A 22,220-nucleotide genomic window follows, 5' to 3' on the forward strand; every position below is an offset into this window, starting at 1 on the left:
GGCGGGCCGGGCAGCGGCCCGCTTCCCAGGAGGGCGGGCCGACGGCAGACGGGATGCCGACACGTCGTTTGCGGGCCTACGCTCGATAGACCAAGCTATGTGACGACCTAATCCAGCCATGCTGATCTCAATAGCTGGTTCAGCACAATTGGGGGCGCAGTGCCTGAGCAGCTGTCGCAGAAGAGGCGCGTCCCAAGACAACGTCGCGTGCGTCGAGAGGTCCGTGTTCGATTTGTCAAGGCTGGCACAACCGCGAGGCGAGGCGAGGGCGCAGAGCGACGGCTTAAGGAACGGCTACTCGCGCATCTCGTTGACATGAGCGAGAGTGGCCTGCGGTTGAGGGAGCTGTACAGTGCATTGAGGGAGCTGCATAGGGCGTTCGCCGAAGCTTCCGCGTTTTTGCATCCGATTAGAAAGAATTACCGGAGGGCCGAGACTCTACGGCGAGCGCGCGCGAGTTATTTTTCGGATCGATCCCTCTTGAACTTGGACAAAAGCGATCGCATTGCTCCTGCGGCCTTCCGAATTCGCCTTCGCCGCCTGCGTGTTCAAGTTTGCGCCCTTCAGTTAAGGATGGAGCGGTTGCGGGCACTTTTTCTAGGTTCCACTCTTGCCATTTTGGTGATAGGGACAGCTGCCGCCTTCACTCTTAAGCTCAACTCCCATCTGGGGTTCGGTGCCTTCTGGCTAGCCTTCGTTGCAGCCATTGCTATTCAGGTCGGGCTGCTCGCCTTGATCGAAAGAATATTCTCCAGCTTATTATCCAGCCTAGTCGCTATCGCGATACCGGCTGGATTCATAGCCCTAGCTTGGCAGCTTAGCCAGGGTCTACCCGCCTCGTCGATAGAAAAGCTGATGTTCTCTGACGTAGAAACCATCCATGAAGGTTTCGTCTCTGGGATTCTTCTGGCCGGAGTAGTGATCCTCCCGCTGATCGGGAGCGTTGTTCTTTGGGCGTTATTCGCTATTCCCCAGCAGCGCTACGACACTAGGCGCTACTCTGACGCCCTTGCGCTCGATGCGCTAATGTCCGTTCTTAACGACTTGCATCTACCCGAGCATCGCTTCGCAGACTCGGCAGTAAGAAGAAGAGCCGCCTATCACCTAGAGTTTGCGACACGCGTAATTGAGCTTGATTTGCGCCGAGCTGCCCGGATCTCCGATGTCGCGATCGATGAAGCTGCGGTAGTGCGAATTCGTCAAATTACTCGGTGGATGCATATGCAGCAACTATCGTTGACCTTGCCGGACGTCGATAACTTGTTCGAGCTTAGGAGAATGGTGCGTGCCGTAGTGTCTGCGGTGTGTACTGGACGTTTCGGCGCGCTGCCTCTTAAAGTGATCGAGTTGAACGATATCGGTGGTGGAGGACACTGGGCGAGAACGTCCCTTGCCTACGTTCGATCCCTCTTGGTTGCCCTAATCCCGTTGGGTTCTGTAATCGCCCTCGATCGCGCCGGAATTCTAGCCAAAGATGTGGCAGGTCGCACCATTGTGACCGCCGCCGTGGTATGGGCAATCATCGGCGTCCTCAGTGCATTCGACCCCTTACTTCCGACGCGAGTGCAGGCCACCAAGGACATCATGTCTATCTTCAAGCCTGATGCGAAGAAATGAAATCTTAAGGGACGCAGCCGTTAAGGATGAGTGCTGCGCTGAGTGAGCGAGTGCGGATCCCGGGGTCAACTCGACGCTGGAGTGACCTACGCGAGTAGGCCTTGGCTGGCCGACTCGTTGGCTGAGGTGTATGACGGCGAGCAGCCTGCCCGTCATCCTGAGTGCTTGCTTGAGATGCATCTCGCTGAGGAGGCGATAGAGGTGCGGCCGCTACGGCGTGATAGACGGCAGCCGGCACCGCCGCAGGCCGTTGGAGTTGAAGCCATCATCTGCTTTGCCGAACACGAGGCATACGAGCCTGAGTGACTAACTGGGTGACGATCACGGCGTACAAGCGTGGACGTTGGTGGATGATGAGGGACGCGGATGCCTGGCGAAGACGGCAGCTGGGGCAGCTTGACGGGTTCTGATCGTTGCCTGGGGGTCAAGGGGTCGGGGTTGACGTCCACAGGAGCATCGGGAGGATTACAGGTTGTCTTCGACGGGGATGGCAAGATCCGGGGCGTTTTGTCTCTCCGTCAACTCCGCCCGATAATCTGCGACCTTCTTATGTAGCTCGCGAAGCTCCTGTGGAAAATCGCTCGAAAAATCTTCAGTTGCAGTAAAGATGCGTCCTGCATTCCGCCCTTTTTCCGTCAATACGAAGACAGTTTTATTCGGATTTTGCGGCAGTCTAACTTGCCGAACCAGACCTCGCTTGAATAGCTCTTTCCCCATAGGGAGAATGGATAGGCCGGGCCCAAGTCTTGTGCCCGGCCGCCTGCTTTGTAGCTCATCTTGCGCCAGTAAGGACAGATAGTAGGCTTCTCGCACTGTGGCCTTAGCTAGGGCATTCTTTGCAGCTTCTAGATCCGCGCCCTCGGGTAGTTTCTGCATGAGTTCGATAATCTGCTTATTTTCCTCGCTCTTCGCGGGAGGCGGGTACGGAGGGCTAAGGTCCCTTCCGTTTTCGTTGCTACGCGTCGGGAGTGGGTCTTCCCGGCGTTGCGGTGGCACTTGAATAGAGTGGATGTGACGGGCAGAGCTCTCCATTTCAGCTGCCATTGCCTCTTTTGCTACAGGTTCTGGAAGGGCTCCGGATAATACGCGCGACAAGAGCTTTTCGCTCATGGTGTGGACGGTTTGCCGCGTGCCCTCCATCTTCTCTTCAATGAGAGTTAAGGCTCGCATTGTTTGTGCGTAAACTTCTTGGGCTTTCTCTTGTTGCTTGCTTGCTGCGGCGGCCTGAACGATGAACATGATAATTTGAGCAACAAATGCAATCACTGCAAGGGCTAGGGCTACGACGGAAAGGGTGTCCGCGTCCTTCAGCGTCGATACGACTGATACGACTGCCACTAATGCGACGCATAAGACAATGGCGGAGATCGCGATATCCCGCCAAGCTAACCGTACAGAAGCATGATGCTCGCTCAACGTCGCTCCTGGAGCTGGAACCTGTCTACCAATCGCAAGGATCCTACTGCCGTGGGTGGGGATTCGGCGGTAGGACTTAGGGATGGTGACCAATGAGGAGCGTAGGTTGCTGTTGACAGCAACGGCGACAGCAACCGGCCAAGTCGAGGACGGCACCAGGCAGCCAGCGGTGAACGGTTGCCCGAGGTCGCGAACGCCGGCAGGCCCGGTCGGACGGAGCGCGTTCAGAACTTGTACGCGAGATGTCGCAGACCGTCACACCTAAGGCAGCGCTCACGAGCTACGCAGGAGTACGTCACCTCGTGGATGACTACTTAAACAAGTCGTCCCAAGGATCTCGGTTTCCCGGATCCTCTGGCGGTCCCAAGGCACAGAACACGATGACCATGACAACCACCACGAACGTCCAGGGCAGCCAGAGAGCGCCCCCCGTGCTTAAGTCCCAGAGGACGCCAGACACGGGTTCCGGACCTTCGGGCTTTACCAGTCTGCGACGTAGACGGCGCTGCTGCATGGCCGGTCCAAGCCACTTCATCCACACGAATGAACCCCACACCAACAAGACCAGTGCCCAGCCGAGGACCGATCCCAACTGACCGTCGTGGCTCTCGCCCATCGCTTGGGCTAGGCGCTGTCCAAGTAGGTACGGCATGACTCCGAGCGTGGCAAGCAACAGCATCGCGATGATCAGGCCTATTGCTCCCATCGGCCAGATCCCTCCCCTGCGGATGTCTGCGCCCTACGAGCCGTCATGGCCCTCCAAAGCCGGTAGACGGCGACCGTACAGCATGAAACGGGCTAGTCGTGGCAGCCAAACACGCCAGACCTGGGCAGCAAAAAGGCAGCGGAAGCATCGATGTCAACCGGGCAGGCCCGTCGATGGACCGCAGGCAGCAGTCATCCGACATCGCTGATCCGCGCGGAACCTCACTCACCGGCAACCTGTACCCGGCTCCCCCCGACGGAGGTCGGCGCGGGTCGCCGGAGGAATAGCTGTCGACAGCAGCGCTGACAGCAACCGCGCCGGACGACGGCACGCTGACGTGGGCTGGCATGGACGAGGCTCCGAGTGTGCGGCCGTTTCCCGACGAGGGCGGACGCGGTGCACAGAGCTTGTAAGCGAGGCGTTCCCCGGCTCAGCTCCCTGCTCAAAGAAGGTGGATGCGCAGGCGCCCGATCCAGGCAAGAATCACGTGTTCCTGTCCACTGCGCGTGTAGGCACGATCATGAGCGAGGCGCTCCGATGCCTTCTGAACCCGCTGTCGACTTCCTTCATCGAGCCCACCAACTCTGCGAGGACCAGGCCGACGACATGCGGGAGGCCTTAAGCAGGTATATGGACAGTGTGGGTGGGCCGGGCACGGTGGCCGCGCGCGATCATGCGCGCCTGCTGGCATCGGTGCGTAGCGCGGATCGCCAGACGCTGTGGAGCAAGGTGGGCATCAACTGCCTGCATCTGGCGGTGAATGTTGCCGACCATGTACGAGCAGTCGCAGTGCTTCTGGCGCAACCGCAGGCCGGGGTGCCGATCTATGCACACGAGACCGTGGCGCGGGGTGCGGTCGAATCTGCGGCGATGCTGATGTACATCCTCGACCGGGAGCAGGCCTTCGAGGCCCGGTTTGCTCGCGGAGTCGCCCACCTGATCGCCGACGTGATGGCAGCTCGGAACGCCGCATCCGTGGTACCAAGGAACGCGGTCATGGCATCACCGCTAGCTGCGGTCACCCAGGAACGGGATCGGCTGATAGAGCTAATCCGGCGAGCTCGGATTGAGCTCGTGATGGGTAGGCGGGATGTAAAGGGCGTCCGAGTGGTAGCAACGGGTCCGGAAGCGCCCGTCGCGGTGAAGGCGACGGACCTGATCCGGGCCCGGTTCGCGGACCTGCCGGCGGTCTACCACATGCTGTCCGGTGTAGCCCATGGCATGCCTTGGCGGTTGTCGGACAGCGCCCATGTCGAGGGGCGGTTCGCATCCTGGGAGCCCGATCCGATCTATGTAGGCACATCAGCGCTAGTCGCGATGGCCGCTGCGGAGCGCGCGGTCAAGGTGCACGCTTGGTATCGGGGGTTCGACGAGGATCCGATGGCAGCACGCATGCAAGCCCGGGTTGCAGCGGCTGACGCAGCGCTTGCAGCGTTTGGCCGGAAGCGCCTGGGGCTGACACGGATGCCGCCGTCAGTAGCTCCATTCTTGTCACCCAGCGTGTGAGTCGGTCCGCCGGATGTGCCCTGGGGCAGCGTCACCCTTTCTGGGTGGGATCCGACAGCAACGGCGACCTGACATCCAACGGTGGCGGCCAAGAACGGACGAGCGCGGACGGATGTTGCCTCCGGGACTGGCAAGATCAGCGGGCACAAGGCGGGCACAAGTGACGCCGATAAGGGCTGTCAATCGCTGTAAGGCAGCGGAAGAGTCGGCCCGGGTCAAGACGACGATCCGTCCGATCTGAGGTAATCCACAGACAGCCGGAGGGGTTCAGGGTTCAAACCCCGTCGACGAGCCGGCGGCGGGTGGCGACGGCTTCCTCGATCGCGGCCAGGGCTTCGTTGTGCCGGCACTCGATCAAGACGTGAGGGACCAGCCGCGGGACTGGGCCCTCAGGTCTTCGTCCGGTGCCTTCGCCGTCGACTTAGAGGGGCCAGTGGGCGATGACGGCAGAGATCAGCGAGCCGAGCAAGACGATCAGGCCAAGGGTTTCTGCGACGAGGCCGCGGACCGACCGCACCAGCCGTGAAATCTCGACAATGCGAGTTTGGAGGTTCCTAAGCTTCGACATACCTAGATGCTGTTGCATCCGGTTGCAATAGGCTAACCGGATGCAAGAGGCGGACGTGCGCAGAGCCCTGGCGAAGAAGCTCAGACGTACGAACATCGACAGCCTGTGGTCCTTCCTGTTGCAGAAGGGGTACGTCGGCGAAGTCCTCGCCGGCTACGACTCCTTGGACGACCTGCTGGCGACCGCCAAGCAAGTCCTTCAGGCAGGGAAGGGTGACTCCACCGCCGTTCGGACAGCAGCCGCCGGTGGCCCACAACCTGGCGAGGCGCGGGCGTGGGCCCTCTCGATGCTCGTTGCTGCTGAGGTGAGGAAAGACAGCCGTGTCATGTCCTTCCGTGCCGAGGTGCTGAACGGCGCCCTTCTGTCGACCACGCGTGCAGCCGACTGGATCAAGGGTCACCCCGACGTCACCTCGACCATGACGCAAGACATCACCATCACGCTAAGGACCGACCAGATCGACTACGAAGGGGGCGGTTGGGCTCGGCTACTACTTCCCTCAGATCGGGTGCGGATCGCCGAAGTGTCGGCGCGTGTTCTCGCGTACGCGGACGGGAACGACGGCTGGGCGCACCACATCAAGGTTCCCGCCCACGGACAGTTAGACCGGTTACGCCACCTGTCGGAGTCACTTGCCAAGGAGTGCTGCTGGCAGCCGGCACAGGCGACGATGTTCGTCCTGACCGACGGCGTACCGCTGATCTCGCGGATACGGTCGACGACGAGCACGGGGCGTCCTCTCTGGGCCAGCCGCATCCGGCTCGACATCGACCCGGCGGAATCCGTTCGAGAAGTGGCAGATGCCTTCGCGTCTCTTGCGCGTACCGGGCCGGCTGGGCACGCGCGGCCGATCAAGGAGAAGCACGCACGACTGGCAGTTCACGCACTCGTCGACCATGTACATGTGCCATGGAGCGAGCGGGCACGTCTCTGGAACGCTGAGCATCCTCAGTGGCGCTACAGCAGCGAGGCGAACTTCCGGAGGGACGCCTTGGATGCGCGAGAACGCCTCTACCGAACGCAGCGGGTCGGCGGCCGGGGTTCCGACGGCTAGCGCGCGCATCGGGCCTGACGATGGCCCAGTAGCGGTAGAGGCAGCAAAGAGGCAGCGAACGCCCCGGCCAAGGCCGTGACGTAGCGTCATCGAACCGCTGGTACCTGCCGAGATCCGGCCTTGCTTGGCACCCGACCTCATCGGTCGGCAACCTGTGCCCGCTTACCCCCGACGGGGTTCGTCGACGGCTACGACAGGGTCAGCGGCCGACGCGGATGCGGTCGGCGGCGTACAGCTCGCGGGATCCGTCGGCTCGGAAAATCACGATGACCGGGATGCCCTCACCGATCTCTAGTTCGCGCCGTTCAGCCGGGGTCGGCATACGCGCGGTCGCGGTGTCGCCCTTAAGGAGGGCCACCGTTTCGGTCGGCTCGTCGGCGCGGACGAACGTGCCGCGCGGTGGTTCCACGATCACGAGCCCTTCCGACCGGAGTAGCGCTACCGCTTGTCGGACGCTCGTGCGACTCAGCCCGTACTCCTGAGCCAGTCGCAACTCGCTCGGTAGCGATGCGCCGGGCGCGAGGTCGCCAGACGTGATCCGGTCTCGCAGGAGGTCTGCGAGCTGCCGGAACACGGCCCGATCCGCGCTGGGGTCGATCACAAATGTGACGCTACGTGTCCAACAGCTCTACATCTTATTGTATCTACAGTCCTACGTCGTTACGGTGACATGAGCTGGGACAACAGCCAGCGACCTCCACCTGCCGTGAGATCGAAGAACGCCCGAGGGGAGACCTGGTGCCTCGCGTGTCGTACGAGGAGTACCTAGTGGCCGTCGCGCTAACCCTGGCAAGGCGGCACCGGCCGGTCTGGTCATGGCAGCGATGGCGGAAGGTCTGCGGGTGCGGGGGCGAGTTGCCCTGCCATACGAGGCATCGAGTCCCGATCAACCGAGGCCACTGGCCTTTAGAGGACGGCCGGCTATCCGCTCCGTCATCCGAACCGCCGGCCGAGCGGGGGACGCCGAAGTGACGACCCACCTCCCGATCACGCCGGCCTGGACCTGCGGCGGCTGCGGTGCCGACTGGCCCTGCCACACCCGCCGTCGTGAGCTCCGAGCCGAGTACGACCGAGCCCCGGTGTCACTCGCCCTGCACCTGGCAGCCCAGCTCGTCGAGGCCGCCCAGGACTTGGCCCATGTCCCCGCCGGCCACCTGCACTATCGATTCCTCGGCTGGAGCCGATGAGCATCCTGCGACCCGGCGACGAGAAGTTCCACTACAGCGACGGCTCGCACAAGTGGATCCCGCCGGACCCCGACTACGACCAGGAGGTCTGGGACGAACAGGTCCGCCAGCACAAGCACGGCCACCTGAGAAATGAGCGTCCGAAGGTACGCATCCAGCGCCTCGTTTGACGCCAGCAGTACAGCAGCGAAGTACAGCAACCGTGCCAGCCAAACCAGACCGAGAAGCGCGCCAGCAGGCCGGATGACCTCGCACCACACCCCATCCGGCCGCCTCGCCGGCAATCCATAGGTTCAGGGTTCGAGTCCCTGGCGGCCCACTCCTCCGCAGCTCAGCGGCCCTTTGCAGGGTCGCTGTTGCCGTATGTGGGGCCGGTGCAGCAGCGAAGACAACGATCACCATTGCTCATCGAGGACCGCAATCTGCTTGCGGAGAGTTCGGGCATCCTTCGGCGGCAGGACCGCAACGGCGACGTCCAAGATCCAGCGCAGCTCGGGCGGGTTCGGACAGCACTCCATCACCCCGCAGCCGGAGGTGGGGTCCCACAGGCGATGCCACGGGTCGTCCACGAACCAGGACCAGGTCCGCAGTGCATCAGTGACCGCGTGGCTCCAGAGGCGGGTGCGTTCGAGGTAGGCGATGGCTCTCATGCCCCGCCCCGAGAGCCCGGGGACGACAGAGGTCGACCCATCAAGCGGTCGCCGGTACACGGAGTCGGAACGCAGTTGTGCGGGGCGCCTACGCGGCATTGCCCTTTCGTGGAGTCGACATGCGGATCATCGTTGCACACCGCAGCCGGCCAAACTCCACATGGAATAGGGAGTTGGACCCACATCCTCACTCTCGGCAAACCACCTGGCGCAACCGACACCAAAGGAGGTCCCAGACCCGCGTTCAGGACAGAGAGGTCGAGTGGGGCAGCAGATGGTGTGCCACGATCGGCCCGTGCGCGCCTGGGAGGTACGCCGGATGTTCGTCGACGGCAGCGGCGGCTACGAGGTGGTTCCCCCCGGGCAGCTTCCCGAGGTGCTCGCCGACCAGGCTGCGTGGGAATACACGGATCACAGTTGGATCCATCGCGACGAGGGCCTGGCGATAGTCGAAACCCAGGCGGGGCGGGAGTTGTCCCGCACCGCTCGATCGGGCGTACCGGATCCCCAGAGCTCGAACCCTTACCTGAAGTAGCCGGCGGCCGGGCGCCGCCTGTGTAACGCCGGGCTGATCGGCGACGCCGGATGAGTGGAGATCTTGATCTCCAATGCGGCCTTCACTCTCCTGGGAGGGCCGTCACCTGCGACGTGAGGAACCTATGCGCCCTCGTTCCCTTTCCCGCTCGATCCGACGTACCTTTTCCACCTCGCTGGCCACCCTCGCCCTCGTCGGGGGCGCGGCGGCGCTCGCTCCGGCCGACGCGGTGGCGGCCGGGCGACTCCAGCCCGATCTGGTCGTCGATCTGATGATGACCGACGTGCTGAATCCGGCGGAGGGCGAGACCTTCTCCGGCGAGATCGACATCCGGAACTACGGCACCGGAGCGTCGGACCCGATCAGCGTCACTGTCGCGGTGCCCGCCGGGCTCAGGACCACGACCCCGTCGGTCGGTGACCCTGCCTGGACCTGCACGGCAGTGAGCACGACGAGCTACACGTGCTCGTATCCGCAATTGGCGGCCGGTGGTCGGGCGAGCCGGCTGTTCGTGCCGTTCGTCGTGGCCGGCGCGACACCGGGCAGCAGGGTGCCCATCACCACGAGCATCACCCCGCAACGCCGCGAGGCGAACACCGACAACAACACCGAATCCGTCACGGTGGCGATCTCGGGCACGTGCGTCATCCGCGGCAGTGTGTGGCACGACCTTGACCGGGATGGGCAGCGCGAGGCGGATGAGCCGGCCATCGCCGGTGGCCCGGACGGCGTGTTGAAGGTGAGTCTGTCGAGTCCGCAGCGACAGGCGATTGGCGGTGGCTCGGCCACCGTCAACCCGGACGGAACCTGGTCGATCACCGCCCGCACCGAGCTGCTGTACGAGGTCCGGCTGGAGGCAGCCGCCACGTACGGCCGGACTGTCGCAGACGTGGGTGACGACGCCACGGACTCGGACATCGTGAGGTCGTACCAGTTCGAGCCGACCCTGCTCGTCGCCAGCACCGAATTCCAGGCCGTGCATGGCGCAGAGTACGTGGTCGACGCCGGCCTGGTCAGCCAGAGCTGAGCCCCTCGCCGCCCGCCCGAGATGTTTCGGGCGGGCGGCGATCCGGACAGACAGCAGCGGCTCCGCCGGTGGGGGTGGTGATGACACCTGGCGCCGGAGGCTGACGTAGATATCCTCTTCAGGTGCTGGCCCGTGTGGAGATCGTTGACATGGGTCCGGCGCTGCGAAGGGACTATCGACATGCCCCGTGTGGTACCGGCGGTCAACCGCGCGCTCGACGTCCTCGAACTGTTCCTGGACTGCCCTCAGTTGTCGGCCCGCCAGGTGATGGAGCGGCTCGGCCTGCCCCGCACCACGGTCCATGAACTGCTCGTCACGCTTGAGGCTCGCTCGTACCTGATCTCCGTACCGGGGCAGCCGGTGCAGTATCGGCTCGGCATGCCGCTGTTCCAGCTCGGTGCGGCGTTCGCCGGCCGGCTTGATCTGGTCCGCGAGGCGCAGTGCGTGGCGCGGGACGTGGCGGCCGCGTGCGACGAGGCGGTCCATGTGGCAGTGCTCGACGGCGCCGATGTCATCTACCTGGTGAAGTTCGACAGCACGCACCCCGTCCGGATGGTCTCCGCGGTGGGGCGGCGGCTGCCGGCGCACTGCACGGCGGTCGGGAAGGTTCTGCTGTCGGGCCTCGATCAGGCGGGCCTGGACGCCCTCCTGCTGAAGGGCGCCCTGCCGGGCATGACGCCGGACAGCATCACGGACCCGGACCGGCTGCGCGAGCATCTTGAACGGGTCCGGGCGGAGAACGTCGCGGTCGACATCGGCGAGTCTGACACCGCCATGCGCTGCGTCGCTGCGGCGATCCGGGACCATTCCGGCACCACCATCGCCGCCATGAGCTTGTCCGCGCCGATCATCCGTTGGACGCCCGAGGCGCACGTGGAGTGGACCGGGCTGGTTCGCGAGGGTGCGGCGGCGCTGTCGGCTCGCATGGGTTATCGGGCCCAGCCTCGCTAGCTGGCTCCCGTTTTCGGTTCGAAACCCCATCGAAACATTGACATCCGTCTTGACGCTGCTCTAGCGTCGCGTCCACTCGATACGGTATCTCGAACTCAGTTCGAAATCTCGAACGGTGGTGGTCTCGTGGCCCGACCGAACTGCAACGTCAGCGCAGCTTTCTCGGCCCGGTCGCCGATCGCCTCAACCTCGTCGCGCTTCCCGGCAAGCGGCACGCGGAACCTCTCGCGCGGCTCGCTCGGCAGCCGAGACGACGCGTGCGTCAGCGGACTCCCGACAGTGAGCGACGGCAAAGGCAGGCCCGTCGCTACCCCGTCAACCGCAACAACGGGTACGCGAGCGCACTGATCGATGCGGGCGACGCGTCCATGGTCGCCGTCATAGGGACACCTGGAGCACAGGCACGCCTTCGGCGTGCAATGACGCGGGAAACAGAGGAGGCGAACGTCCATGGAGGACAACTCGGGGTGGTCCCGGCGCGGCTTTCTGGGGATGGGAGTGGGGGTGCTCGGCGCGGCCGGTCTGGCCGCGTGTGGGGGCAGCTCCGAATCGCCCAGCAGGGTGCAGCCGGAGGTTCCGCAGGAGCTGATCGACGCCGCGGCGGCGATGAAGGGCTCCTCGATGGGCATGCTGTCGCAGAAGCTGTACTCGACTGCGGCGAACGAAGCCCTCGACAGCTCGATCAAGAAGTTCGCCGACACCACCGGAACGAAGATCGAGAACAGCCTGGTCCAGGCCGACGCCGGTGACGTGGTGGCCAAGATCGACGCCGAGGTCAAGGGCGGGGTGGCCCGTGACCTGGCGTTCATGACCGACTCGCGGTTCGTCGCGCAGTTCCAGGCGCTGGGCGACCTGGAGGACGTGACGGACGTCGTCAAGGCGCTGACCGCCAAGTACGGCGAGCCCTGCGCCGAGGCCAAGAACTTCTGCGTCTTCGACGGCAAGTGGTTCGCCATCCCGTACCACTTCATCGGGATCGGGTCGTTCCTGCGCAAGGACTGGATGCAGGACAAGGGCATCTCCCCCAAGGACATCTACAGCTGGGAAGAGCTGCGGGACCTGTGCCTGGAGATCTCCGATCCGACCAAGCGCCGGTTCGGCTGGGGCATGACGGTGAACCGGTCCGGTGACGGCAACGGAATGATCGAGGCGCTGATCAACGCCTACGGCGGGTCGATCGCCGCCAACGACGGCCGGAAGGTCACCTTCAACTCACCGGAAACGGTGCAGGCGGTGACCTTCCTCGGCGACATCTACACCAACCCCAAGTACAAGCCGATGTTGCCACCGGGAATCGCCAGTTGGACCGACACCAGCAACAACGAGAACTGGCTCGCCGGGATCCTCGGCTACACCCGCAACCAGTTCAGCGTCTACGCGGACTCCAGGACCAAGAAGAACCCGGTGCACGCGAACACCCACGTGTTCTCCGACTGCATCGGACCGGCGACCGACAACCCCCTGCTGCTCGGCCAGTCGCAGGGCTTCGTCGTCTTCAAGGGTGCCAAGAACCCCGCGCTCGCCAAGCTTCTGGCCCAGTACCTGGTCAGCGCGCCCGCGCTGCTCGGGGTGGCGAAGGAAGCACCCGGCCTGGTGATGCCCGCCTGGGAGAAGGTCTGGGACGCCGACCCGTTCTTCACCAGCGGCGACCCGGCGTTCCCCATGCTGCGCAGGATCACTGAACTGAAGCTGCCGCTGAACACGAAGAACGGCCTGGCCTTCCCACAGAAGGCCAGCGCGGGCCAGCAGGCGGTGGGGTCGGCCTACGTCCTCACCGACATGATGCAGCAGGTCGTGCAGGGCGCGGCGCCGGCGCAGGCCGTGACGGCCGCCCACGCGAAGATGGTGCAGATCTTCAACCAGCAGGGGCTGCCGCAGTGAGGTCGGTCCGTCCTGCGCGGGTCCCGACGGCGAGGAAATCCCCGCCGTCGGGGCCTGGCTCCCTCACCGCGGTCCAACGGCGGCTGGGCCGCGACTGGCGACTCGCGGCACTGTTCCTGGCGCCGATGGCCGTGCTGGTCGGCGGGCTCGTTCTCGTGCCCATCGCCCGATCGATCATCACCAGCACCACCGAACGGCACGGGCAGGACAGCGTCTTCGTCGGCCTGGACAACTACCTCGCGCTCGTCGGCGACGACCAGTTCCACACCGGCGTGGTGAACTCGTTCGTCTTCACCGCGTACGCCGAGGTTTTCAAGGTCGTACTGGGGTTGGCCGCGGCCCTGCTGCTGCACCATCGCCGCCGTGGGCGGGCCGTGCTGGCCGGGTTGCTCCTGGTGCCGTGGGTGGTGCCGACGGTGGTGACGGCATTCAGCTGGCGTGCGCTGCTCGACCCGATCTTCGGCAGCGTCAACACGCTGCTCACCGCCACCGGAATCGGGCCGTTGCTGGCCAGCGCCCACCTGGTCGACAGCTGGCCCGCGGGCTGGCTGTCCGACCCGTCGCTGGCCATGCCGTCGGTGATCCTCGTCAACGTCTGGAAGGGAGTGCCGTTCTTCACCGTCTGTTTCCTCGCGGGGTTGAAGGCCATCCCGGCGGACCTCTACGAGGCGGCGACCATCGACGGCGCCTCGGCGTGGCAGCGGTTCAGAAGCGTGACGCTGCCCGGACTGCGCCACGTGATCACCGTGACGGTGACCCTGTCGTCGATCTGGACGTTCAACAACTTCGACCTGGTCTGGTTGCTGACGCAGGGCGGCCCGGGTGACGTGACAGCGCCGTACGTGCTCATCGCCTACTCGAAGGCCATCCTGCAGCTTCAGTACGGCGCGGGCGCGGCGGTCACACTCGTCATGCTGCCGATCATCGGCGGGCTGGTGTTCGTCCTGGTCCGGTTGTTGCGCCAGGACACCAACATCAAGCTGCCCCGGCGACGGCGGGCGGCGCGGTGGATCGGGACACAGCGATGGGCCGCGACGGCGCGCAAGGCGCTGCCGTGGGTCGTCGCCGCACTGGTCACCGGCCTGCTGGTCTGGGCATCACCGCAGATCTTCTGGAAGGCGGCGGTGGTCCTCGGTGTGATCCTGCTGATCGCGGCGGGGGTCGGCCGGGTGGTCTCGACCCTTCAGTCCCGAGGTGGTCGCCGTTCGTCGTCGGTGGTGTCGGGCCTGGGTTCCTGGGCCGCGCTGGCCGGCCTGCTCTTCTTCGTGCTGGGCCCGCTGTACTGGATCGCCGTCACGGCCTTCAAGTCCGAGGGCCAGGTCGTCATGCGTACCGACGACCTGTGGCCGACGCCGTGGACGCTTGAGCAGTTCGGCGCCCTGTTCGACAACCAGCCGTTCGGCCGCTGGTATCTGAACACCCTGCTGGTGTCCGCGGCGTCGACAGCTGTGGCACTGGTCTGCGCCGCCCTGGCGGGGTACGCGCTGGCCCGGCTGCGGTTCCGCGGGGCGCAGGGCTTCACCGTCACTGTGTTGCTCACCTACGTGATGCCGGGCGCGCTGCTGTTCATCCCGCTGTACCAGATGCTCATCGGCGCCCGGCTCACCGACTCGTTGGGGTCCCTGGTGGTGACGTACCCGACCTTCACGCTGCCGTTCGCCACCTGGCTGCTGGTGGGGTACTTCTCGTCGATCCCCATCGAGTTGGAGGAGGCCGCACTGGTCGACGGTTGCAGCCGCATCCAGGCGTTCGGCAGGGTGGTGCTGCCGCTGGCCAAGCCAGGGCTGCTGGCGGTCGCGCTCTTCACCCTGACCAACGCCTGGAACGAGTTCCTCTTCGCTTTCGTGTTCATCACGAAGGACGAGTACAAGACGCTCCCGGTGGGGATGCAATCGATGATCGCCGGAGACGTCGTACCGCAAGGACAACTCGCCGCGGCGTCGCTGCTCGTCAGCATCCCCGTGGTGATCATGTACGCCCTCGGGCAGCGCTTCCTGACCGAAGGGCTCACCGCGGGCGCGGTGAAGGGCTGATTGGGGGCAGCCGACCGCTCGCGCTACCAGGCCATGTTGATGGCCCGCTCGAAGTTGACGTAACCGGCACGGGCGAAGGCCTCTGCCATGGGCACGTTGCCCAGGTCGGTGGCCGCGCGGATGCGTGGGACGTCCTCCGCGGCCAGGGTTCGGGTGCCTTCGGCGAGGAGACCGTCGACGTAGCCGTGGCCCCGGTGCTCCGGAACGACGCCGAGGTAGGCGATCACCGGGTGGTAGGCGTTGCGGGCCGGAACGACGAACCCGACGGGCTCGCCGTTCTCGCCCAACGTGCCGATGCGCCACCACTCACGAGGGCTGGAGTACGTGGCCAGTTCCTGCTCGTAGTGCTTGAGCGCGGCCTCGTGCGGCGACATCTGTGCCAGGTCGGTACGGCTGTGCGCGTCCAGGGTCCCGTCCAGTGCGCGGGTCATCAGTGCGACCAGCTCGTCGGTGTCCAGGGCCGGGCGGAAGGCCAGTCGCCGGTCGGGCGTGGGCAGGCCGGCCGCGGGGCGCCATTCCAGGCGTAGGCGTTCGACAGTCAGCCGTGCGCCGGTGCTCTCGAGGACGCCCATCCTGGTGCACACCGCCCGGTACGTGTCCGGGTTCTCGCGCCAGTCCGCCGGGATGAAGCGGCCGTATTCGGGAGGGACCGCGCCGGGTGCCAGGACCTGCTTCGCGGCGGTCTCGTACAGCGTCTGCGCCACCTCGGTCAGGTCCTCGGCGGTGTCGTCGACGTCGAGGACGTCCAGCAGCAGCGGAGTGTCGTCGCCGCTGCGGCCCCACCAGGCGACCCTGGCCAGCAGTCGGTCGCCGCGCACTGCCACCCACATCCACTCCGGTCGCCGGCGCTTGTCGGCAAGGTCGTCGTCGAGCTCGTGATTGATGGTGTACGGCAGGCGGTTGAACAGGGGGATCTCGTCCGGCCCGGTGATGGGACGGATCGTGACGGTGTCATGGGACGTTCTCATGCGGACTCGTTTCCGGTCTGTGTGCGCGTGTAGGTGAGGAAGAGAGCGCCACTGTCCAGAACGGTGTGGTCGGTCAGGCGCCAGGTGCGTGGTGCGAAGACGGCGTCGCGGCCGAAGAGCGGGATGCCGGCGCCAATGGTCAACGGGGCAAGCTTGATGATCAGCTGGTCGATCTCGGAGTAGAGGGCACCGGCCAGCGCACCGCCGCCGATCACCCACACGTCCTTGCCGTCGTGCCGCTTCAGCTCTCGTACCGTGGCAATCGGGTCCTGGCCGATGACCTCGACGGCCGGGTCCGGGCTGCTGCCCAGCGTGCGGGAGAACACCAGGTGGCGCAGGTGCGGGTACGCGTCGGTCACGCCGGCCTTCAGGCCCACCTCGTACGAGTGGCGCCCTTCCAGCACGGTGTCGAACCGGCTGCCCTGGTCGGTGATGCCGAACGCCTGCCGGGCCGGACCGGGGAGGGTCTCCGGATATTCGCTGACCAGGTGGTGCAGGTAGTCGTCCGGGATGGGCCAGAAGCCGTCCGGGCCGGTGGGGTCGGCGCCGTCGGGACCGGCGATGAAGCCGTCCAGGGTGGCGGCGATGTAATACACGAGCTTGCGCACGACGATCTCCTCGTTCAGGCTGCCGGATGCTGTTCGGCGACGACGTCCATCAGCCTGCCCGGCGAGGCACCGGGCTACAAGATCACAACTGGTAACGTGCCATAACCCTTCGCTAATGGGTGGATCGGGAACAGCACATGGAACTCCGCGACATCGAGATCTTTCTGACCCTGGCGGAGGAACTGCACTTCACCCGCACCGCCGAACGGCTGCACGTGACCCAGGCCCGGGTCAGCCAGGCGATCAAGAAGCAGGAACGTCGGATCGGGGCCGCGCTGTTCGAGCGGAACAGCCGGCAGGTGATGCTCACACCGATCGGCCAACGGCTCTTCGACGACATTCAGCCCATGTACCGAGGTCTGCACGAGGGCATGGACCGGGCCAGGCTCGCCGCCCGCGGCAAGACCGGGGTGCTGCGGGTCGGGTCGATCGCCGTCAACCTCCACGATTTCCGCGAGTTGTTCGACGGGTTCGCGAAGGACCACCCTGAGTGCGAGGTGCAGCTCCGGCATGTCGACTTCGGCGATCCCTTCGGTCGGCTGCGCGCCGGCGACATCGACGTGCAGATCGTGTGGCTGCCCGTCAAGGAGCCGGACCTCACCGTCGGCCCGGTGATCTACACCGAACCCATCGTGCTGGCCGTCGGCGCAACCCACCGGCTGGCCGGCCGGAAATCGGTCTCCTACGAGGACCTGGCGGACGAGACGGTCATGGGCGGGGCCCGGCCGGACTACTGGCGGGAGATCCTGGTGCCCGTACGCACACCCAGCGGACGGTTGATCCCGATCGGCCCGTCGGTCTCCAACTTCCAGGAGATGATCCCGATCCTCGTCACTGGCGAAGCCGTCTCGCCCGTGCACGCCCAGGCCGCCCGCTACTACGCGCGGCCGGACATCGCCTACGTGCCCATCCACGACGCACCGCCGGGCCGGTGGGGGCTGATCTGGCGGACCGGAGGCGAGACGGAACTCATTCGATCCTTCGCCGGCATCGCGCAGGGCCTCCACTGCGTCGAATAGCCCGCCGCGCCGGCGGGCCAAGCCTCGGCAGCACGCCATGACCAGCGCTTTCCGCTATTCGGCGCCGGCGATGATCGCGCCGCTGACCGTGTCCACATACCACCGCTGGTACTGCTCGATCGCCCATCCGCGTTGCCGGACGAGCCAGTCGAAGTTGCGGACGTCCTGGGCCAACCAGAGGATGTCGGCCACCTGATCGACGCCCAGGTCGGGGCGTACGCCTCCCGTGCCGACGAGTTCGGCGGCGAACATGGCCATGCCGCGGCGGCGGTCGTCGACGTTCTTGCGCCAGATCTCGGCGGCGTCCGGGTCGGCCGTGGCCGCGCCGGCCAGCGCGAGCATCACCTGGGCCTGCCGGGCGTTGACCTCGGCCAGGTGGCGGGCGTAACGGGTGAGCTTGGCCCGAGGGTCGGTGAGTGCCCGGATCTCGGCGACGAAGGGCCGGTCCGGCAGGGCCACCGGTTCGTCGTCGCCGGCCAGGGTGACGTCGACCAACTGGGAGAGCAGCTGCCGCTTGCTGCCGAACACCGCGTACAGGGTCTGGACCGCGACGCCGGCCTCCACGGCGACAGCGGTCAGCGGTGTGGCCGCGTAGCCAGGGTCGACGAACAGCCGACCAGCCGCTTTGAGGATCGCTCGCCGGGTCTGTCGGGCCTGCTCCTGTCGGCGGGAAGAGTCATAACGTCTCTTGACAACCACCTCTCAAGTGTAGTGCTCTATTGGATAGAGGCTCACTCTATCGAGAGGTGACGGCCATGCCGTTCGGTGTGTTGCAGGAGATGCCCGGCGTCAGCGAGGCGGAATACCGGCAGGTGGAACGACACCTCGGCCCGGACCGTCCACCGGGCCTCCTCGCCCATGTCGCCGGGCCGACAGAGGACGGCTGGCGGATCATCAACATCTGGCAGGACGAAGCGGCATTCCGCCGTTTCCAGTCCGAACGGCTGGTCCGGGCTGCTGGCTTGGCGGCACAGGAGGAGGGTTTCGACCCGACGAAGGCGGCTCACTTCCGCTCGATGAGCGTCGACGGCGCCGAGATGCCGTTCTGATGACCGACACCGCCACCCTGCGGGCCCGCGGCGCCGCTTTCTGGGCGGGAGCGGCAGCTGGCTGGATTCGCCACGCCGACCGGCAGGACGAGACCGGTCGACCGCTGGGCGCGGCGGCAATGGATCGACTGGCCGCACGACCCGCCGAACGAATCCTCGATGTGGGGTGCGGCTGCGGCGGCACCACGGCCGAGATCGCCGCCGCAGTCGGCGGGACCGGCGCGGCGATCGGTGTCGACATCGACGAGGCGATGGTGACGGCCGCTCGGCGCCGGTTCCCCACCGAGGGGTACCCGGGCATCCGGTTTCACGTGGCCGACATCGAGACTCTCGATGTCGTGCCCGGTGCCCCGTTCGACGCGGCGTTCTCACGAATGACCCTGATGCTGTTGGCGGACCCGGTTGCCGGCTGCCGCACGATCCGGCGATCACTACGCCCGGGAGGGCGCCTCGCCGCGACCGTCTTTCGCGACAGCGGCGTCAACCCGTGGCTGTCCGCGGCGATGCTCGGCGCCGCGCCGCATCTCGGGCCGTTACCACCGCTCCCGGTCGGTGACGAGCCCGGCCCGTTCGCGTTCGCCGACCCGGCGCGGCTCGTCCGGATCCTCACCACCGCCGGCTTCGCCGCCGTCACGACCACACAGGTCGATGTCGCCCTGGAAACTCCGGACGACGCCGACGCGGTGGCCGAATGGCTCATCGAGGTCGGCCCGGCCGGTGCCGCGTACCGGACGGCTCCGCCGGCTGGTCAGGCTTCGGCCCGGGCGGGGGTCGCCCGGCTGCTCGGCCGGTTCCGTGAGCCTGGCGTCGGCTACCGGCTGCCCACCGGCCTCTGGCTCGTCACCGCGAACGCCGCCGGAACCCCTACCCACCACGAACCCCGTGAGGAAAAAATCCAATGAGTACGTTCCGACCGCTCGCACCAGCAATCTGCCTCGTGCTCGCCCTGACGGCGTGCACCGAGGCCGACGCACCCGAGCCCGCTTCGGCGCCGAACACGACAGGATCGACCAGCGCGGCCGTATCCGCTCCGGCCGGCGGGTCCCCGGTGTCGGCGAAGGAAGTGTGCGCCTACCTGGACGGCCAGGTGCCGACCCTCAAGGGGATCGGGTCCGAGACGGGCGCGATGGCGAACCTCACCGTGAACCTCTATTCCTGGTACGAGAAGCAGGGCCCGGTGCCCAACGGCCGTGAGATCGACGACCAGACCCGCAAGGAATGCCCGGCGACCCGCACCGAGGTGCTGAAACTCGCCGGCATGGAGAGCTTCGAGCGGCTGTAGCCGCCGCGTACGCGGCGCCTGATCACCGGACGGTTGGGGGCCGTCAGTGCCCCAACTGCTTCTCGAACCAGTGGTGGGCGTAGCGCTCGGTGTTGTACGCCTCGATCTCCCGGTAACCGGTCGCCCGGTACAGGGCGATCGCCTCGGTGAGGTTGCGGTTGGTGTCCAGCCGGACCGCTGTCGCGCCGCGCTCGGCGGCGTACCGTTCCAGCTCGCCCAGTAGCCGCCGCCCGACGCCGAGCCCACGTACGGTGTCGGCCACCCACACGCGTTTGATCTCGGCGGGCGCGTCGCCGTGGAGTTTGACCGCGCCGCAGCCGATCGGTTCGCTGTTGAGGGTGGCGAGCAGGAGCACCCCGTTGGGCGGAACGAGCGCTTCGTCGTGGACCGGGTTGCTCAGTGCGGGGTCGAACCCGTCGTCGAATCGTCGCGCGATGTCGCGGGCGTAGGCCCGCAGACACGCGCGGGCTCGCGGGTCGCTCGGCGGGCATGGCTCGATGACGACCATCGAGCTGATGAGCAGCCGTTCGACCTCGGCCATGGCGGTGACGAGTCGTTCGCGACGGTGTTCGGTGAGCGGTTCGAGGATCGAGGCGGCGAGATCGTCCGACCGCTGGTCGAGGTCGGCCCACTGGGTCCGGCCGGCGTCGGTGAGGGTGGCGACACGGACGCGGCCGTCGCCGCCGGTCTGGTCGGCCGGTCCGACGGCGATGAGGCCGTCGTTCTTCAGGGTGCGCAGGAGTCGGCTGAGGTATCCGGAGTCCAGCCCGAGCCGGGCCCGCAGCGCGGCGATCTCGGCACCGGCGGGGCCGATCTCCCAGAGCAGCCGAGCCTGCCCCAGGGGACGCCCCTGGGCCATGTACTCGTCGTCGAGCGCACCCACCCGTTGGGTGACCGTCCGGTTGAACCGCCGCACCGCTGCGATGAGAGCCGAGTCCATATACCTGACTTTAGTCAGGCTTCTCGACTACGCGCCAGCTCGGTGGCGGTAGGACCCGATCCCAGCGTGGTCCAGGACGACCACCGCGAGCGCCACCCCGGTGGCGACCGCGCTGACCACCACCAGCGGCAGCCGCAGCACGGCCGCCGCTGCGGCCAGCACGACAAGGGCGGCGACCCGGGGCCAGGAGAGTCGCCGGTGGATCGCCGCCGAGAAGAGGATCCGTCCGACGAGGAACAGCGTCGGGCCGCTCAGGATGACCAGGACCGCCGTCGTGTCACCGGTCTCCATGGGGTGGGCGATGCTCAGTTCGGCCCCGACGGCGGTGACCACCAGCCCGGCGATCATCACCAGGTGCAGGTATCCGGTGATGACGCCGAGCCAGGCCGGGTCGGCGCGCTCGATGGCCGGGCCGAGGCGCTGGCCGGCGGGCGTGACGTAGAGCAGACCGATCAGCACCGCGGTGGCGAAGACCAGCAGGAACGCCACAGTCTGCGGGAAGTGAAGGTCGGTGCCGGCGTACGAGAGGCCGGCGACCAGAACGAGTTCGCCGAGCGCAATGATCATGATCTGCTGGTACCGCTCGGCGAAGTGCTCACCGGCCAGGTGCAGCTCCTCCCGCCTGGTCCGGCCCATCCCCGGCGTGGGCCAGCGGAGTCGCGGACCGGTGAGGTCGAGGGCGAGGGCGAGCAGCCAGAGCGGCACCCGCCACTGCGGCAGAAACCCACCGGCGAGCCACGGTACGGCGGAGACGCTGAACCAGCAGAGGATGCGCAGCGTCCGGATCTGCCGCGGGTGACCTCGCAGCCCGACGGCGGTGACCACGCCCCGGGCGATGTGCACCGAGACGTACGCGCCGGCGAAGAGCAGGCCCCGCCCGTCCAGCGCCTGCGGGATCGCCACCCCGGTCAGCAGGCTGCCCAGCGCGGAACCCACCAACAGCCACCGAACCGCCGGGCTCTCCGGGTCGTACCAGTCCGCGAACCAGGTGGTGGTCACCCAGATCCACCAGACGCCGGTCAACAGCAGTGCGGTGTGCAGCGCGCCGGCCACGCTGAGGTCGTGCAGCAGGTGGGCGGCCAACTGACTGAGGGCGAGTACGAACGCCAGATCGAAGAACAGCTCCAGGAACGACGCGCTCAGCGGTGAGTCACCGCCCCGCAGCAGCCGTTCGGGTCTGCTCGCCATCGGCGCTCCTCCCGCTGGCGCACGCCCTGCGTCCG

Annotated in this window: 22 protein-coding genes; 14 read left to right on the top strand and 8 right to left on the bottom strand. The window is 66.2% G+C overall.

Going from position 1 to position 22,220, the window contains the following annotated elements; all coding sequences use genetic code 11:
- Window positions 1-480: 480 nt before the first annotated feature.
- Window positions 481-1,617, top strand: coding sequence for a hypothetical protein (locus GA0070561_RS32945; RefSeq protein WP_141710316.1), 1,137 nt, complete (start codon window positions 481-483; stop codon window positions 1,615-1,617).
- Window positions 1,618-2,082: 465 nt separating this feature from the next.
- Here GA0070561_RS32945 and GA0070561_RS32950 read toward each other — a convergent pair whose 3' ends face one another.
- Entirely contained in the window at window positions 2,083-3,033 is a 951-nt protein-coding gene (locus tag GA0070561_RS32950) for a hypothetical protein (RefSeq protein ID WP_141710317.1), read from the bottom strand.
- 1,243 nt (window positions 3,034-4,276) lie between these two features.
- On the opposite strand from GA0070561_RS32950, the gene GA0070561_RS05550 reads away from it, so the two are divergent.
- Complete coding sequence (locus GA0070561_RS05550) at window positions 4,277-5,245, top strand: hypothetical protein (protein WP_091395849.1); 969 nt, start codon at window positions 4,277-4,279, stop codon at window positions 5,243-5,245.
- A 608-nt stretch (window positions 5,246-5,853) separates the two neighbouring features.
- Window positions 5,854-6,867: a hypothetical protein gene (locus GA0070561_RS05555; RefSeq protein WP_091395852.1), complete on the top strand. Its 1,014-nt coding sequence runs from the start codon at window positions 5,854-5,856 to the stop codon at window positions 6,865-6,867.
- 199 nt (window positions 6,868-7,066) lie between these two features.
- On the opposite strand, the gene GA0070561_RS05560 is transcribed toward GA0070561_RS05555, so the two are convergent.
- Window positions 7,067-7,468, bottom strand: coding sequence for a GntR family transcriptional regulator (locus GA0070561_RS05560; RefSeq protein ID WP_091395855.1), 402 nt, complete (start codon window positions 7,466-7,468; stop codon window positions 7,067-7,069).
- 367 nt (window positions 7,469-7,835) lie between these two features.
- Between GA0070561_RS05560 and GA0070561_RS05570 the strand changes: the two genes are divergently transcribed.
- Together GA0070561_RS05570 and GA0070561_RS33490 are read left to right on the top strand one after the other, a co-directional pair.
- The gene (locus GA0070561_RS05570; protein ID WP_091395861.1) at window positions 7,836-8,054 is read left to right on the top strand and encodes a flavin reductase; all 219 of its coding nucleotides are present in this window, start codon (window positions 7,836-7,838) and stop codon (window positions 8,052-8,054) included.
- A complete protein-coding gene (locus GA0070561_RS33490; protein WP_167362340.1) occupies window positions 8,051-8,224 on the top strand; it encodes a hypothetical protein in 174 nt (57 codons plus the stop codon). The genes GA0070561_RS05570 and GA0070561_RS33490 overlap by 4 nt, the downstream gene beginning before the upstream one ends.
- Window positions 8,225-8,449: 225 nt before the next feature.
- Here GA0070561_RS33490 and GA0070561_RS05575 read toward each other — a convergent pair whose 3' ends face one another.
- The gene (locus tag GA0070561_RS05575; protein WP_091395863.1) at window positions 8,450-8,704 is read right to left on the bottom strand and encodes a hypothetical protein; all 255 of its coding nucleotides are present in this window, start codon (window positions 8,702-8,704) and stop codon (window positions 8,450-8,452) included.
- 295 nt (window positions 8,705-8,999) lie between these two features.
- Here GA0070561_RS05575 and GA0070561_RS05580 point away from each other — a divergent pair, with 295 nt between their 5' ends.
- The 5 genes from GA0070561_RS05580 to GA0070561_RS05600 all read left to right on the top strand — a co-directional run bounded on the left by GA0070561_RS05580 (window position 9,000) and on the right by GA0070561_RS05600 (window position 15,131).
- Complete coding sequence (locus tag GA0070561_RS05580; RefSeq protein WP_141710318.1) at window positions 9,000-9,239, top strand: hypothetical protein; 240 nt, start codon at window positions 9,000-9,002, stop codon at window positions 9,237-9,239.
- 124 nt (window positions 9,240-9,363) lie between these two features.
- Complete coding sequence (locus GA0070561_RS05585) at window positions 9,364-10,266, top strand: SdrD B-like domain-containing protein (protein ID WP_112680864.1); 903 nt, start codon at window positions 9,364-9,366, stop codon at window positions 10,264-10,266.
- A 180-nt stretch (window positions 10,267-10,446) separates the two neighbouring features.
- The gene (locus GA0070561_RS05590) at window positions 10,447-11,217 is read left to right on the top strand and encodes an IclR family transcriptional regulator (protein ID WP_091395872.1); all 771 of its coding nucleotides are present in this window, start codon (window positions 10,447-10,449) and stop codon (window positions 11,215-11,217) included.
- Between the two features lie 450 nt (window positions 11,218-11,667).
- Window positions 11,668-13,098 carry an extracellular solute-binding protein gene (locus tag GA0070561_RS05595; protein ID WP_091395875.1) on the top strand — a complete coding sequence of 477 codons (1,431 nt, stop codon included), beginning with the start codon at window positions 11,668-11,670 and terminating at the stop codon, window positions 13,096-13,098.
- Window positions 13,095-15,131 (top strand): ABC transporter permease, encoded by a 2,037-nt coding sequence (locus GA0070561_RS05600; RefSeq protein WP_091395878.1) that lies wholly within the window; start codon window positions 13,095-13,097, stop codon window positions 15,129-15,131. Before GA0070561_RS05595 ends, GA0070561_RS05600 begins: the two co-directional genes overlap by 4 nt.
- A 23-nt stretch (window positions 15,132-15,154) precedes the next feature.
- Here the strand turns inward: GA0070561_RS05600 and GA0070561_RS05605 are convergent, their stop codons facing one another.
- Window positions 15,155-16,099 carry a GNAT family N-acetyltransferase gene (locus GA0070561_RS05605; protein ID WP_091395881.1) on the bottom strand — a complete coding sequence of 315 codons (945 nt, stop codon included), beginning with the start codon at window positions 16,097-16,099 and terminating at the stop codon, window positions 15,155-15,157.
- Entirely contained in the window at window positions 16,096-16,707 is a 612-nt protein-coding gene (locus GA0070561_RS05610; RefSeq protein WP_091395884.1) for a dihydrofolate reductase family protein, read from the bottom strand. The genes GA0070561_RS05605 and GA0070561_RS05610 overlap by 4 nt, the downstream gene beginning before the upstream one ends.
- Before the next feature lie 137 nt (window positions 16,708-16,844).
- Between GA0070561_RS05610 and GA0070561_RS05615 the strand changes: the two genes are divergently transcribed.
- Window positions 16,845-17,726 (top strand): LysR family transcriptional regulator, encoded by an 882-nt coding sequence (locus GA0070561_RS05615; RefSeq protein ID WP_091395887.1) that lies wholly within the window; start codon window positions 16,845-16,847, stop codon window positions 17,724-17,726.
- A 54-nt stretch (window positions 17,727-17,780) separates the two neighbouring features.
- Here GA0070561_RS05615 and GA0070561_RS05620 read toward each other — a convergent pair whose 3' ends face one another.
- Window positions 17,781-18,425 carry a TetR/AcrR family transcriptional regulator gene (locus GA0070561_RS05620; protein WP_244166069.1) on the bottom strand — a complete coding sequence of 215 codons (645 nt, stop codon included), beginning with the start codon at window positions 18,423-18,425 and terminating at the stop codon, window positions 17,781-17,783.
- Between the two features lie 56 nt (window positions 18,426-18,481).
- On the opposite strand from GA0070561_RS05620, the gene GA0070561_RS05625 reads away from it, so the two are divergent.
- Genes GA0070561_RS05625 through GA0070561_RS05635 form a run of 3 tightly spaced genes read left to right on the top strand, consistent with a single transcriptional unit; the run spans window position 18,482 to window position 20,057 of the window.
- On the top strand, window positions 18,482-18,775 hold the full coding sequence (locus tag GA0070561_RS05625) for a hypothetical protein (protein WP_091395890.1): 294 nt from the start codon (window positions 18,482-18,484) through the stop codon (window positions 18,773-18,775).
- Complete coding sequence (locus GA0070561_RS05630; protein ID WP_091395894.1) at window positions 18,775-19,677, top strand: class I SAM-dependent methyltransferase; 903 nt, start codon at window positions 18,775-18,777, stop codon at window positions 19,675-19,677. Before GA0070561_RS05625 ends, GA0070561_RS05630 begins: the two co-directional genes overlap by 1 nt.
- Window positions 19,674-20,057 carry a hypothetical protein gene (locus GA0070561_RS05635; RefSeq protein WP_141710319.1) on the top strand — a complete coding sequence of 128 codons (384 nt, stop codon included), beginning with the start codon at window positions 19,674-19,676 and terminating at the stop codon, window positions 20,055-20,057. Before GA0070561_RS05630 ends, GA0070561_RS05635 begins: the two co-directional genes overlap by 4 nt.
- Window positions 20,058-20,100: 43 nt before the next feature.
- Here the strand turns inward: GA0070561_RS05635 and GA0070561_RS05640 are convergent, their stop codons facing one another.
- Together GA0070561_RS05640 and GA0070561_RS05645 are read right to left on the bottom strand one after the other, a co-directional pair.
- Entirely contained in the window at window positions 20,101-20,997 is an 897-nt protein-coding gene (locus tag GA0070561_RS05640; RefSeq protein WP_091395899.1) for a helix-turn-helix domain-containing GNAT family N-acetyltransferase, read from the bottom strand.
- Window positions 20,998-21,024: 27 nt separating this feature from the next.
- Window positions 21,025-22,185, bottom strand: a complete 1,161-nt coding sequence (locus GA0070561_RS05645; protein ID WP_091395902.1) for a low temperature requirement protein A — start codon at window positions 22,183-22,185, stop codon at window positions 21,025-21,027.
- Window positions 22,186-22,220: the final 35 nt, after the last annotated feature.

It is taken from the genome of Micromonospora saelicesensis, from assembly GCF_900091575.1.
GTDB lineage: Bacteria > Actinomycetota > Actinomycetes > Mycobacteriales > Micromonosporaceae > Micromonospora > Micromonospora saelicesensis.

What these genes read in the sequence shown, in the direction of transcription:
- GA0070561_RS05590 (WP_091395872.1), top strand. Translation starts at nt 10,447, where the DNA reads ATGCCCCGTGTGGTACCGGCGGTCAACCGCGCGCTCGACGTCCTCGAA.
- GA0070561_RS05605 (WP_091395881.1), bottom strand. Translation starts at nt 16,099, where the DNA reads ATGAGAACGTCCCATGACACCGTCACGATCCGTCCCATCACCGGGCCG.
- GA0070561_RS05640 (WP_091395899.1), bottom strand. Translation starts at nt 20,997, where the DNA reads ATGGACTCGGCTCTCATCGCAGCGGTGCGGCGGTTCAACCGGACGGTC.
- GA0070561_RS05585 (WP_112680864.1), top strand. Translation starts at nt 9,364, where the DNA reads ATGCGCCCTCGTTCCCTTTCCCGCTCGATCCGACGTACCTTTTCCACC.
- GA0070561_RS05555 (WP_091395852.1), top strand. Translation starts at nt 5,854, where the DNA reads ATGCAAGAGGCGGACGTGCGCAGAGCCCTGGCGAAGAAGCTCAGACGT.
- GA0070561_RS05595 (WP_091395875.1), top strand. Translation starts at nt 11,668, where the DNA reads ATGGAGGACAACTCGGGGTGGTCCCGGCGCGGCTTTCTGGGGATGGGA.
- GA0070561_RS05550 (WP_091395849.1), top strand. Translation starts at nt 4,277, where the DNA reads ATGCCTTCTGAACCCGCTGTCGACTTCCTTCATCGAGCCCACCAACTC.
- GA0070561_RS05635 (WP_141710319.1), top strand. Translation starts at nt 19,674, where the DNA reads ATGAGTACGTTCCGACCGCTCGCACCAGCAATCTGCCTCGTGCTCGCC.
- GA0070561_RS05615 (WP_091395887.1), top strand. Translation starts at nt 16,845, where the DNA reads ATGGAACTCCGCGACATCGAGATCTTTCTGACCCTGGCGGAGGAACTG.
- GA0070561_RS05575 (WP_091395863.1), bottom strand. Translation starts at nt 8,704, where the DNA reads ATGAGAGCCATCGCCTACCTCGAACGCACCCGCCTCTGGAGCCACGCG.
- GA0070561_RS33490 (WP_167362340.1), top strand. Translation starts at nt 8,051, where the DNA reads ATGAGCATCCTGCGACCCGGCGACGAGAAGTTCCACTACAGCGACGGC.
- GA0070561_RS05625 (WP_091395890.1), top strand. Translation starts at nt 18,482, where the DNA reads ATGCCGTTCGGTGTGTTGCAGGAGATGCCCGGCGTCAGCGAGGCGGAA.
- GA0070561_RS05630 (WP_091395894.1), top strand. Translation starts at nt 18,775, where the DNA reads ATGACCGACACCGCCACCCTGCGGGCCCGCGGCGCCGCTTTCTGGGCG.
- GA0070561_RS05645 (WP_091395902.1), bottom strand. Translation starts at nt 22,185, where the DNA reads ATGGCGAGCAGACCCGAACGGCTGCTGCGGGGCGGTGACTCACCGCTG.